General features: G+C 57.9%; 17 protein-coding genes and 1 pseudogene. 9 read left to right on the top strand and 9 right to left on the bottom strand.

Annotation, left to right across the window (positions count from 1 at the left end):
• Window positions 1-15: 15 nt before the first annotated feature.
• A complete protein-coding gene (gene rpoZ, locus BOA8489_RS15980; protein ID WP_093975314.1) occupies window positions 16-369 on the bottom strand; it encodes a DNA-directed RNA polymerase subunit omega in 354 nt (117 codons plus the stop codon).
• A gap of 334 nt (window positions 370-703) precedes the next feature.
• Between rpoZ and BOA8489_RS15975 the strand changes: the two genes are divergently transcribed.
• Entirely contained in the window at window positions 704-1255 is a 552-nt protein-coding gene (locus BOA8489_RS15975) for a LabA-like NYN domain-containing protein (protein WP_093975313.1), read from the top strand.
• Here BOA8489_RS15975 and BOA8489_RS15970 read toward each other — a convergent pair whose 3' ends face one another.
• On the bottom strand, window positions 1256-1726 hold the full coding sequence (locus BOA8489_RS15970) for a c-type cytochrome (RefSeq protein ID WP_093975312.1): 471 nt from the start codon (window positions 1724-1726) through the stop codon (window positions 1256-1258).
• Between the two features lie 117 nt (window positions 1727-1843).
• Here BOA8489_RS15970 and ispH point away from each other — a divergent pair, with 117 nt between their 5' ends.
• The 7 genes and pseudogenes from ispH to BOA8489_RS15935 all read left to right on the top strand — a co-directional run bounded on the left by ispH (window position 1844) and on the right by BOA8489_RS15935 (window position 6135).
• A complete protein-coding gene (gene ispH / locus BOA8489_RS15965) occupies window positions 1844-2797 on the top strand; it encodes a 4-hydroxy-3-methylbut-2-enyl diphosphate reductase (protein ID WP_093975311.1) in 954 nt (317 codons plus the stop codon).
• The gene (locus tag BOA8489_RS15960; RefSeq protein ID WP_093975310.1) at window positions 2794-3405 is read left to right on the top strand and encodes a LysE family translocator; all 612 of its coding nucleotides are present in this window, start codon (window positions 2794-2796) and stop codon (window positions 3403-3405) included. The genes ispH and BOA8489_RS15960 overlap by 4 nt, the downstream gene beginning before the upstream one ends.
• Window positions 3402-3848 carry a DUF3429 domain-containing protein gene (locus tag BOA8489_RS15955; protein WP_093975309.1) on the top strand — a complete coding sequence of 149 codons (447 nt, stop codon included), beginning with the start codon at window positions 3402-3404 and terminating at the stop codon, window positions 3846-3848. Before BOA8489_RS15960 ends, BOA8489_RS15955 begins: the two co-directional genes overlap by 4 nt.
• The gene (locus BOA8489_RS15950) at window positions 3848-4444 is read left to right on the top strand and encodes a class I SAM-dependent DNA methyltransferase (protein WP_093975308.1); all 597 of its coding nucleotides are present in this window, start codon (window positions 3848-3850) and stop codon (window positions 4442-4444) included. The genes BOA8489_RS15955 and BOA8489_RS15950 overlap by 1 nt, the downstream gene beginning before the upstream one ends.
• Window positions 4441-5061: a glutathione S-transferase family protein gene (locus BOA8489_RS15945; protein WP_093975307.1), complete on the top strand. Its 621-nt coding sequence runs from the start codon at window positions 4441-4443 to the stop codon at window positions 5059-5061. Before BOA8489_RS15950 ends, BOA8489_RS15945 begins: the two co-directional genes overlap by 4 nt.
• Window positions 5058-5522 (top strand): ribonuclease HI, encoded by a 465-nt coding sequence (rnhA, locus tag BOA8489_RS15940; protein ID WP_093975306.1) that lies wholly within the window; start codon window positions 5058-5060, stop codon window positions 5520-5522. The genes BOA8489_RS15945 and rnhA overlap by 4 nt, the downstream gene beginning before the upstream one ends.
• Window positions 5519-6135: pseudogene (locus tag BOA8489_RS15935) on the top strand (trimeric intracellular cation channel family protein). Before rnhA ends, BOA8489_RS15935 begins: the two are co-directional and overlap by 4 nt.
• Here BOA8489_RS15935 and BOA8489_RS15930 read toward each other — a convergent pair.
• The 5 genes from BOA8489_RS15930 to def (BOA8489_RS15910) all read right to left on the bottom strand — a co-directional run bounded on the left by BOA8489_RS15930 (window position 6132) and on the right by def (BOA8489_RS15910) (window position 8873).
• A complete protein-coding gene (locus BOA8489_RS15930; protein WP_093975305.1) occupies window positions 6132-6389 on the bottom strand; it encodes a hypothetical protein in 258 nt (85 codons plus the stop codon). The pseudogene BOA8489_RS15935 and the gene BOA8489_RS15930 overlap by 4 nt on opposite strands.
• A gap of 84 nt (window positions 6390-6473) precedes the next feature.
• Window positions 6474-7373 carry a methionyl-tRNA formyltransferase gene (gene fmt, locus BOA8489_RS15925; protein ID WP_093975304.1) on the bottom strand — a complete coding sequence of 300 codons (900 nt, stop codon included), beginning with the start codon at window positions 7371-7373 and terminating at the stop codon, window positions 6474-6476.
• The gene (gene def, locus BOA8489_RS15920) at window positions 7370-7867 is read right to left on the bottom strand and encodes a peptide deformylase (RefSeq protein WP_093975303.1); all 498 of its coding nucleotides are present in this window, start codon (window positions 7865-7867) and stop codon (window positions 7370-7372) included. The genes fmt and def (BOA8489_RS15920) overlap by 4 nt, the downstream gene beginning before the upstream one ends.
• Window positions 7864-8355, bottom strand: coding sequence for a peptide deformylase (def, locus tag BOA8489_RS15915; RefSeq protein WP_093975302.1), 492 nt, complete (start codon window positions 8353-8355; stop codon window positions 7864-7866). Before def (BOA8489_RS15915) ends, def (BOA8489_RS15920) begins: the two co-directional genes overlap by 4 nt.
• Window positions 8352-8873 (bottom strand): peptide deformylase, encoded by a 522-nt coding sequence (gene def / locus BOA8489_RS15910; RefSeq protein WP_093975372.1) that lies wholly within the window; start codon window positions 8871-8873, stop codon window positions 8352-8354. Before def (BOA8489_RS15910) ends, def (BOA8489_RS15915) begins: the two co-directional genes overlap by 4 nt.
• 106 nt (window positions 8874-8979) lie before the next feature.
• Between def (BOA8489_RS15910) and BOA8489_RS15905 the strand changes: the two genes are divergently transcribed.
• Window positions 8980-10155 carry a MalY/PatB family protein gene (locus tag BOA8489_RS15905; protein WP_093975301.1) on the top strand — a complete coding sequence of 392 codons (1176 nt, stop codon included), beginning with the start codon at window positions 8980-8982 and terminating at the stop codon, window positions 10153-10155.
• A 17-nt stretch (window positions 10156-10172) separates the two neighbouring features.
• On the opposite strand, the gene BOA8489_RS15900 is transcribed toward BOA8489_RS15905, so the two are convergent.
• Both BOA8489_RS15900 and BOA8489_RS15895 read right to left on the bottom strand, forming a co-directional pair.
• A complete protein-coding gene (locus BOA8489_RS15900) occupies window positions 10173-10448 on the bottom strand; it encodes an NfeD family protein (protein ID WP_093975300.1) in 276 nt (91 codons plus the stop codon).
• Window positions 10448-11335, bottom strand: coding sequence for an SPFH domain-containing protein (locus BOA8489_RS15895; RefSeq protein WP_093975299.1), 888 nt, complete (start codon window positions 11333-11335; stop codon window positions 10448-10450). Before BOA8489_RS15895 ends, BOA8489_RS15900 begins: the two co-directional genes overlap by 1 nt.
• Window positions 11336-11386 lie beyond the last annotated feature (51 nt).

Raw genomic sequence — 11386 nt, 5'->3', positions numbered from 1 at the left:
ACCGCGCTTTGGTCTTTAAGGTTGCCGTTGGGCTTCCATCAGGGCGCGGAGCAGTTTCTCTTCGCTCATGTCATCCTCGGCCGGCTTGTCGGCTTCGGCACCCATCAACAGAGCCATGGCATCTTCTTCAGGCTCGTCGACTTCAATCTGAGTCTGGTGGCTTTCAATCATCCGCTCGCGAAGTTCCTCGGCAGATTGTGCCTCGTCGGCGATTTCGCGAAGGCTGACAACGGGATTCTTGTCGTTATCACGATCAACCGTCAGTGGCGCACCCGTCGCAATCTCGCGGGCACGATGAGCAGCGAGCATTACCAACTCAAACCGGTTCGGAACCTTGTCAACGCAGTCTTCAACCGTCACGCGGGCCATGTGTCTCTCCGTACAGAAGGGGATCAGTCAGGGCACATAGGACGCACAGGCGCGAAACACAAGGTGATTCTATGCTATATTGCTGGAATTCGGCGCCAAGACCTGTGCGTTTCGCCAATTTCCTCCATATCCGTTACGTCATCGAGAATCGTGGCTGAAAAGCGTTAAAAAGTGCCCGGACTGATGTTTAAGGAACGCGCACAGAGAATTTGTATAAAATAGATAGTTGCAACCGAATATATTTTTTGGCTTATATCGCACCCTGGTCGGGTGAATGTTTCCACTCACACTCACGGATTTAGCCCGGCAAGTATGACAAATCGGAAGGGCTATTATGTTCTATAGAGACGAACGGCTTGCGCTGTTCATCGACGGCGCCAATTTATATGCCGCCGCGAAATCGCTTGGGTTTGATATTGATTACAAGCTCATGCGTCAGGAATTCATGCGTCGCGGCAAGTTGTTGCGCGCGTTTTACTACACCGCTCTGCTGGAGAATGACGAATACTCACCCATTCGTCCGCTGGTCGATTGGCTGCACTATAACGGCTATTCCATGGTCACGAAGCCGGCCAAGGAATTTACCGACAGTCAGGGCCGTCGCAAGGTCAAAGGCAATATGGACATCGAGTTGACGGTCGATGCGATGGACCTTGCGCCGCACGTCGACCACGTTGTGCTGTTTTCCGGGGACGGGGATTTTCGGCCTCTGGTCGAAAGCCTGCAACGTCAGGGCGTGCGTGTGTCGGTGGTCTCGACCATTCGCAGCCAGCCGCCGATGATCGCGGATGAGCTTCGCCGTCAGTGCGACAATTTCATCGAGCTTGAAGAGTTGCGTGACGTGATTGGACGACCGACCCGCGAACCCCAAGGCGACACGGAATAGTCACGGGCGCCTGGCCGACGCGACACTGGCGTCCATCTGATCGTGTCGTTCAATGATGCGGTCAGGCCAGGTGCTTTTGATAAAGGCCAGAATGGCATAAATATCGTCGTCGCTCAGGACGTCGCCGAACCGGGCCATATTCGATTTGTAGCCACCGCCGACAATCGCTTCAGTGCCAAATTTGGTGATAGCGAACAATTGTTCGGTCGGGTGATGCCAAGTGTGGCCCGTTTCATCGTGTGGCGGGGCCGGCAGATACCCGTCGGCGTCGCGACTTTGCCAATCCGCCTGACCTTCGAGGTCTGCGCCATGACAAGCTGCGCAATTCTCGGAATAGAGCCTCTGGCCCAGAGCCACAGCTTCGGCGTCAAGGTGAAGGCCAAGCCCGTTTGTCTGTGTCGGGAGCATCCAGAAAACGGCCGCAACAAGGACACCGAGGGCCGGAATTCCAAAGATCAAGCGTTGCCGCATCGAATCGCCTCATGTTGATTTTTCTTCGTCGATAGAGGCTTCCACCGCCGGAAGGTCAAGCCGGGACTGGACGCCTTGGCGCACAGCGCATAGGTCTTCAATGCGGAGACCTTTAAAATGACCAAACCTGCCCTGACCTTGTATGTTGCTGCACCGCGCGGTTTTTGCGCGGGTGTGGATCGCGCAATCAAGATCGTCGAATTGGCGATCGAGAAGTGGGGCGCTCCGGTGTATGTGCGCCACGAGATCGTGCACAACAAATATGTCGTCGATGGGCTAAGGGAGTTAGGCGCGGTTTTCGTCGAGGAGTTGGACGAGTGCCCCGATGACCGGCCCGTGATCTTTTCGGCCCATGGCGTGCCGAAAGCCGTGCCTGCAGAGGCCGCGAAACGCGAGATGCTGTTCGTCGATGCCACCTGCCCTCTGGTCAGCAAGGTCCACATCGAAGCCGAGCGTCACCACGCCAATGGCTTGCAAATGGTCATGATCGGGCACGAAGGGCACCCCGAAACGGTCGGGACCATGGGACAGCTGCCCGACGGCGAAGTGATCCTTGTCGAAACCGTTGCGGACGTCGTGACGGTCGAACCACGCGATCCCGAAAGGCTGGCGTTCATCACGCAGACAACGCTGTCGGTTGACGACACCGCCGATATTGTCAGCGCCCTTCAGGCGCGTTTCCCCGCCATTGTGGGGCCGCATAAGGAGGACATCTGCTATGCGACGACCAACCGGCAGGAAGCCGTAAAGGCCCTTGCCCCAAAAGTCGATGCACTGCTGGTGATCGGTGCACCGAATTCGTCGAATTCGAAAAGGCTTGTCGAGGTCGGGCGGACTGCGGGCTGCGGATACGCGCAACTTGTGCAACGGGCTACCGAGATTGACTGGCGCGCACTGGATGGGATCAAATCGGTTGGATTGACTGCAGGCGCAAGTGCGCCGGAAGTGTTGGTAAACGAGGTAATCGACGCGTTCCGCGAACGCTATGATGTCACGGTCGAGCTTATCGAGACTGCAAAGGAACGTGTGGAATTCAAAGTACCGCGCGTGTTGAGGGAACCTGCCGCATGACTTTGCAATTCCTTTTGACAGCCTTAGTCGTGGTCGTCGCGCCCGGTACCGGAGTGATCTATACGATAGCATTGGGATTGGGCCAGGGACGGCGCGCTTCAATCGCTGCGGCCTTTGGATGCACACTTGGTATTGTGCCGCATTTGCTGGCGGCGACACTTGGACTGGCCGCAATCCTGCACACAAGCGCGGTTCTTTTCACCATCGTGAAGTTCGCCGGTGTCGCCTACTTGCTGTACCTTGCATGGCAGGCGGTCCATTCAGGTGGAGCCTTGGCGATCCAGCCTGACCGCAGCCGCGAGGCAGACTGGCGGATCGCAAGACGCGGTGCTCTCATCAATATTTTGAACCCGAAGCTCTCGATTTTCTTCCTTGCTCTCTTGCCGCCTTTCCTGTCGGGCAATCCTGCAACCGCGTCTGCGGAAATGGTGGCGATGGGGACCGTATTCATGGGAATGACATTCGCTGTGTTCATCGCCTATGGAGTCTTTGCCGCCGCCGCTCGGGCTTACCTGTTGCAGAGCGAGCGCGTCATGGTTTGGCTGAACCGCAGCTTTGCCGCGATTTTTGCAGCCCTTGCAGGACGGCTGGCACTGGAACGTGCATGAGTATTCCCCGCGCGCCGCTTCTGTTGGGCCTTGCGGGCCTTTTGCCATTTCTTTGGGGTGCCGCCACACTGGTATCGGGTGATTTGGCCGCATGGGGTGTGCGCAATATCGGTCCACGCTTTGCGGGTCCGTTCGTCATGTTGCAGTATGGCACGATCATTCTGGCGTTCATGTCCGGGGTGTTATGGGGGTTCGCCACGCGCGCCGAAGGCGAAGCCGCAGCGGTTGGGTACGGGCTTTCGGTCGTGCCGGCCTTGTGGGTCTTTTTCACTGTTGGAGGCGGGCCCGCGACTTCAGCGATTTACCTGATCGCAGGATTCATCGGGCTTTTGGCGCTGGACTGGCATTTCTGGCGCCAGCAACTTGCGCCCGAGTGGTGGATGCAGTTACGGCTTCTTTTGACCGTGGTGGTCGTGTCGTGCTTGAGTTTATTAGTGGTCTGATGACGGATAAAGAAACACTTAACGCCTATGCCGAGAAGGCCAAGGACTATGCCAAGCGGTTCACTACCGCCAAGCCGGATCTGCATCTGGCAGCATTTATGCTGGCTGTTCCAAAGGACGGTCGCGTTCTTGACCTGGGGTGCGGAACTGGGCGTTCGTCCGCCTTCATGAAAAAAGCCGGTTTCAAGGTTGATGCTTTGGATGCCTCAGTCGAGATGGCCGAGATCGCGCGCACCGAGAACGATGTAGAGGTGACGATTGGCGGATTTGAAACGCTGGATGACGTGGCCACCTATGACGGCGTCTACGCGAATTTCTCGCTGCTCCACGCTACGAAGGCCGAGATGCCAGAGCATCTTGCACGGGTCTCGAAAGCCTTGGTTCCGGGAGGTTTTTTTCACATCGGATTAAAGACGGGCACAGGGGAAAAGCGTGACGCGTTAGGACGTTTTTACGCCTATTACACCGACGCCGAGATTACAGGCCTGCTGGAAGATGCGGGTTTTGTCGTGATCGAGCGGAGTTTCGGGGCCGATGAAGGGCTTGATGGCACCGTCGCGCCGTGGATCATCCTGTTGGCCGGAAAGGTCAAATGACACTCACACTCTATTCGATGCCGTCTTCCGGCAACAGCTACAAGCTGCGCCTGTTACTTGCGCTTTTGGGTCGCGCTTATCGGCATGTTGCGCTGGAATTCGAGTCGCCCGCCTTGGCAGAGGCTCATGCCAGCGGGACCCTGCCGATGGGAAAGCTGCCGGTTCTGGTTCTTGAAGACGGGACGGCCCTGCCCGAATCAAACGCGATCCTGTGCTATCTGGCGGAAGGCACCGCTTGGATGCCAGACGACCCCTTGGAGCGGGCGCGGGTTCTCGGCTGGATGTTTTTTGAGCAGAACCGGCACGAAACGGTAATCGCCGTGCGGGCAGGAATCCAGAAATATGCCAGCCGCAAGCATCTGGCGACGCCAGAGCGGCTGGATGAGTTGCTTGTGGGCGGTCACGGGGTTTTGCAGGTTATGGAAAACCATCTGAGCTTACACGACTGGTTGGTTGGCGACGGCCCAAGCGTGGCGGATATCGCGCTTTACGCCTATACGCACACCGCTGGATCACAGGGCGGGTTCGAAATGGACCGTTTTCCCGGCATTAACCGCTGGCTGGCGCAGATCGCGGCCCTGCCCGGTTACGTCAGACTGGATGAGTTGCCCGAATGACCACGTATTATGCATTTACCGACGGCGCCTGTTCCGGCAATCCCGGCCCCGGTGGATGGGGCGCGTTGTTGCAGGCCAGAGATGGCGACGTCGTTGTCAAAGAGCGGCCCCTGTCCGGCGGAGAGGCTTTGACCACAAACAACCGGATGGAACTGCTGGCCGCGATCAATGCTCTGGAAGCCTTGGCGCGGGACACGGCAATCACGATCGTCACGGATTCAACCTATGTGAAGAACGGCGTGACAAGCTGGATTCACGGCTGGAAACGCAATGGTTGGAAGACGTCGGCCAAGAAACCGGTGAAGAACGACGATCTGTGGAAACGTCTCGATGAAGCACAGTCGCGACATGACGTAACCTGGGAGTGGGTCAAAGGTCATGCGGGACATCCGGAAAACGAGCGGGCTGATGAACTGGCGCGCGAAGGGATGGCGCCATTCAAGCCGTCGAAAGTGCCGTGACGCTGGCTTTCGTCCTTGATGCAGCGGCGGTCTTTGTTTTTGCGCTCACCGGCGCCTTGGAGGCGTCGCGGGCGCAGCTGGATATCGTAGGCTTCTTGTTTTTCGCGGCTTTGACGGCCGTCGGTGGCGGCACGGTTCGTGATCTGTTGCTGGATCGAAATCCCGTTTTCTGGATCGATCAACCAATTGTTCTGCTGATTGCGGCAGGAGCTGCAATCCTGGTGTTTTTCAGCGCCCATTTGATGGAGAGCCGTGCGCAATGGCTGGCGTGGCTGGATGCGGCGGCCCTGTCGATTGCGGTACCTGCGGGTCTGGCCGTTGCGACTGCAACAGAGCAATCCGGGTTCGTCGCGCCGATTGTCGGCGTCTTGACCGGGACTTTTGGTGGGCTGATGCGAGATGTCGTTGCCAACGAGGTACCATGGTTCTCAGGCAGGGCGAGTTATATGTGACAGCAGCTTTCTTGGGCGCTTTGGCGGGCTGGTTTGTATCAGGGTATCTTGGCACTGGAACGGCGCTTTTCGCAGCCGGTCTGGTGACGTTCCGGTTGCGAGGAGGCTCGCTGGCCTTTGGATGGCGCTTGCCGGTCTATCGCTCGCGCCCGCCGCGCTAACGTTTGTTGCGCCGCTTGCGGGCTATCACTTCCGATGGGATCAGAATCAGTGCGCCCAGCGCTCCGACGATGGCGTTGACTCCGTGACTACCGAAAGAAATCCCGAACATCACGCGCGCCATGTACAACAAAACCACACTCCCGGTCGCAATGATGATGGCCTGGAGATATCCATGGTGTGTGAAATCCCATTTCTCGGCCAGATAGGCTGTAATACCGCCGATCACCAGTGAGCCCCAGAATGCGAAGAACATGCGTCTATTCCTTATCCAAAAGCCGGGGTCATTCTGCCCCCCGGACTCCTTGATGGTATTTTGGAAAGGGTGAATGTGAAAGTCTTAGCTGAGGATCCTGGGCAATGTCATGCCGCGCAAGACCTCCTCTGCGGTCATGGGCCGCTTGCCTGATCGCTGTGCATCAAGGATGCGCACTGCACCGCTTCCGCAAGCGATAGTGAAATCACCCAGATGCGTCCCGGGTGCGGCGGACCCAGGCGCGCTGATCGAGCGCAGGAGTTTAATGCGTTCGCCGTTGATCTCGCACCAGGCGCCTGGGAAAGGAGAAAGCGCCCGGATTTGGCGATCCACCGCGTCGGCATCGCGAGACCAGTCAATTTTGGCTTCTGATTTGTCGATCTTGACCGCGTAAGTCACACCGTCATCGGGTTGCGGCACGGGCGTAAGCGTTTCGAGTTTTTCAAGCGTGTCGACGATCAGGTCTGCGCCGATAGCCGCCAGACGGTCATGCAGATCCCCGGTGGTTTCTGCAGGGCCGATCGGGGTTCTGGCGGTCATCAGGACTGGGCCAGTGTCGAGGCCCAGGTCCATCGACATGATTGAGATACCGGTCTCGGTATCGCCTGACATGATCGCACGATGGATCGGGGCGGCGCCGCGCCACCTTGGCAGCAGGGAAGCGTGAATGTTGATGCACCCAAAACGTGGCGCGGCAAGAACCGGCGCCGGAAGGATCAGACCGTAGGCCACCACAATCGCGGCATCCGCGTTCAGATCCGCAAACGCCCCCTGTGCGGCACTGTCGCGCAGGGTCTTAGGGTGGCGGACAGTGAGCCCGAGCGCTTCAGCGCACACTTGCACCGGCGAAGGGCGATCTTTCTTACCACGCCCTGCGGGACGCGGTGGCTGGGTATAGACCGCGACGATGTCATGGCCCGCCTCGTGCAGGGCATTGAGGGCAGGAACCGAAAACTCAGGGGTGCCCATGAACACAAGTCTCATCGCTTTTGTTTCCTTGCCTTTTTTACAAGCATCTGGCGCTTGATACTGCTGAGGTGGTCGAAATACATGACACCCGCGAGATGGTCGATCTGGTGTTGCACGGACGTCGCCCAGAGACCGGAAAAATCTCGCGTAACCCGATTTCCGTCACGATCGATGAACGAGACGGTGACCTCGGCCGGACGTGTGATCTTGGCAGCCACTCCGGGCAGGTTTGGCGAAGCCTCGTCCCAGTCGGTTGTATCGTCCGATACGGCGACAACCTCGGGATTGGCGAGGCGGATCGCCTGACCGCGTTCGGTTGAGCAATCGACGACAGCAAGGCGCAGCATGACCCCGATTTGCGGCGCAGCGAGGCCATATCCGGGCATGGCGTCCATGGTTTCGATCATCTCGTCCCAAAGTGTCCTGATGTCGTCCGTTATCGGTCCGACAGCTGCAGCGGGCGTACGTAACCGGGCATCAGGCCATGTGACAAAAGGACGAAGGGTCATGCGAAATAGCTGGCTTCGATGGACCGGCGCTGGTCGCCCGGCAGCCGATCAAATGTCACCAGGCCTTCGAGATGATCGAATTCGTGCTGCGCGCAGACGGCATCGAAACCAGTGAGGCGTTCAACGAAGATGCTGCCATCCAGTGCAGTCCAGGCAAGTGTAATCGCCTCGGCGCGCTCGACATCGGCGGTCACACCGGGAATCGACAGGCAGCCTTCAGGCCGAGTCAGACGCGACTGCGATGCGTCGGATACCTCGGGGTTAATGAAAATGCGAGGGCTGCGCTCGCCCTCTTTCCAGGTGGTATCCATGACGAAGACCCGTTGCAGAACGCCTATTTGTGGAGCGGCGAGGCCCCGCCCGGGTGCTGCATACATCGTTTCAAGCAAATCGTCGCACAAAGCGCGGAGCTTGTCGTCTTGGGCAAGCACTGGCGCACATTTTTGCGACAGAACAGGGTCAGGCCACAAAAGGATGGGCCGGATCACGCGCGGGCCTTCTCGCGCTTCAGCTTTACCATTTTGCGCGTGATCATCTGGCGCTTGAGCGGCTTCAGATAATCGATAAACAGTTTTCCGTTCAGGTGGTCGATCTCGTGCTGAACGCAGGTCGCCCAGAGACCGCCGAAGCGTTCGGTTTGCTGTGCGCCGGCAAGATCGAGCCACGACACCTCGACCTCGGCCGGTCGTTCGACTTCGGCGTATTGGTCAGGGATCGACAGACAGCCTTCTTCGTAGGTGTTGCGCTCCTCGGAAACCCAGGTGACTTCCGGGTTGATCAGAACCATTGGCCGCGGCGCACTGTTTTCCTCTTTCACGCAGTCCATGACCAGAAGGCGTTTGCCGACGCCAACCTGAGGAGCCGCAAGTCCGATGCCCGGTGCGTCATACATGGTTTCAAGCATGTCATCGGCCAGGCGGGCCAACGTTTTATCAAAGTCGGTCACCGGTGCGGCTGTTGCTTTCAGCCGGGGGTCGGGGTGAAGAAGGATCGATTTCAGTGCCATATCGTTCATCTAAGTGAAGCAATCGCCTCGGACAAGTCATCGGGTCTTGCAGCGGGTGTGAATATGGCTAGGTTCCCGCTTCACTCTCGGCTTTCACAGGTTCCTTATGGCGTTCGATTTCGACACCCCTCTGCCACTTCGCGGCAAACATACCTCCAAGTATGACAATATCGCTCGCGCCTATGGATTTGATGACCCGGACGCGATTGCGATGTGGGTCGCCGATATGGATTTCAAAGCGGCACCGGTGATCCTTGATGCTTTGCGCGAAGAGATCGAGTTTGGCTATTGCGGGTATTTTGGGAATACCACGCCGGTGGACGAGTCCTTGGCAGCTTGGCTGAAAGATCGGCATGGCTACGAGATCGATCCAAGCTGGGCACGGTATACACACGGGGTAATCAGCGGGTACGGCGACATCATCAGTGCCTATTCTGAACCGGGCGATGGCGTGATCGTGTTTTCGCCTGTCTATCATGCGTTTTTCCGCCAGATCGAAGCGATGGGCCGTGTCGTGGTGGAAAGCCCGCTCGTGGTGGAAAACGGACGATTTGAGATGGATCTTGAAGGCCTGGCAGGGTCTTTGAAGGGCAACGAGAGGATTGTTACGCTTTGTTCACCGCACAATCCGGGCGGGCGGATTTGGAGCGTCGAAGAGCTGCGCGCGGTCGCCGCGTTTTGTGCAGCACATGATCTGGTCCTGATCTCGGATGAGATTCACATGGACCTGACCTTCCCGGGCGCGAAGTTTGTGCCGACTTTGGTGGCTGCCCCCGAATATGCGGATCGGATTGCTATCCTGATTGCGGCTTCAAAGGCGTTCAATACGGCGGGTGCCGAGACCGGGATTGCCATTTATCCAACCGCCGAAATGCGCGCGCGGCTTGCGCCTGTCATCCTTGACCGCGAGAGCTCGCCGAACCGGTATGGCATGGCGATCATCAAGGCCGCCTTTTCCGGTGGCCACGCGTGGATGGATGCGGCTCAGGTCTATCTGGCCGAGAACTTCCGGATCTTCAAAGAGCGCATGGATGCAATTCCCGGCGTTTCCGTCATGGATATGGATGCGACCTATCTGACGTGGGTCAGTTTCGAAGAGCTTGGCATGGATGATGCCGAGTTACTGAAGAGATCTGTCCGGGACGCAAAGGTGATCTCTAATCCGGGAACGCAATTCGGGATCGGCGGTTCTGGACACATGCGCTACAACATCGCTTTGCCGCGCGCGAAGTTGATCGAAGCATTGAACCGGCTGGAGGCGGCTTTCGGCGACATTCAGTAGGCGGCAGGCAGAGCATGTCAGTCCTCGTTGACGTCGCGCTCCCAGACTTTCACCTGGCCTTTGTAGACGCCAAGGACGCGACGCAACACCAACCAGCCGATTAGTGACATGACGGCAAAAGCCAGCATGAGCGCCGGAAACGATCCGGCAAGACCGGGAACACCGATCAGCAGCCCAAGACCGACTCCGACTGCGCCGATTGCAAATCCCAGTAGGATTTGCGCAGGCAGAAAGACCTCGAGAATTGCAAGGACCATCGCCGCGATGATCCATGTCCACCATGTTGACAGCATTACGAACGACCTCTCAGCATCTTGAAGGCGTCGCCGAATGCCTCAAGAGCACTTGCAGGCAAAACAACGGTCGAGCTTGACGGGCTGGCGCCGAGGGCGTTGAGGGATTCCACCTGTTTCAGTGCAACCTGATACTGCGCCGCTTCGATACCGTTTTCCTTGATCGCCTGAGCAACGACGCTGGTGGCATAGGCTTCTGCGTCAGCGCCGACACGCCGGGCCTTTGCGGCCTGCTCGGCGGCATAGAGTTCGGCATCTGCGTTCAGTTCGACCGCGCGTTTTGCACCTTCCGCGCGGGTCACTGCCGCGCGTCGCTCACGCTCGGCGTTCAACTGCTGAAGCATCGCATCGCGGGTGGCCTGATCCAGATTTACATCAAGCAGTTCCGCACGCGTCACTTCGATGCCCCAGTTGTCGACCTGTTCTTCGACAGCGCCCTTGATTGTGGTCATGAGTGTCGCACGGTTCGACTGCACTTCGTCGAGTTCCATCTTACCGATTTCCGCACGCACGATACCCGCGACTGTCGTGGCAATGGCTGCATCCACATCACGGATGCGGTAGACGGTCTTTTCAGGTTCGGTAATGCGGTAGAACACGCTGGTTTCAACCTGCACCAGCACGTTATCCGCCGTGATGGCGTCCTGACTGGCGTTCGGTAGCTGACGTTCGAGGATTGAGATCTCGTGCGCAACGCGGTCCAGAAACGGTACGATGAAGTTGATGCCTGGGCCAAGCACTGTGCGCAGGCGTCCGAAACGCTCGACAACATGCTTTTCGGATTGCGAGACGATCCGAATACCCTTGTAGAGGCTGATAAGAATGAAAGCGGCAAAAAGGATGGTCGCAATGCCGCCTCCGCCAAGCTGTGCAAGAATGTCTTCCATCGATTGTCCCAATAGCTCTTTTTGATATGCCCGAGATATGGGCGTTGGATT

Source organism: Boseongicola aestuarii (assembly GCF_900184815.1).
In the GTDB taxonomy this organism is placed as follows: domain Bacteria; phylum Pseudomonadota; class Alphaproteobacteria; order Rhodobacterales; family Rhodobacteraceae; genus Boseongicola; species Boseongicola aestuarii.
This window is presented reverse-complemented; position numbering and strand designations above follow the sequence as displayed.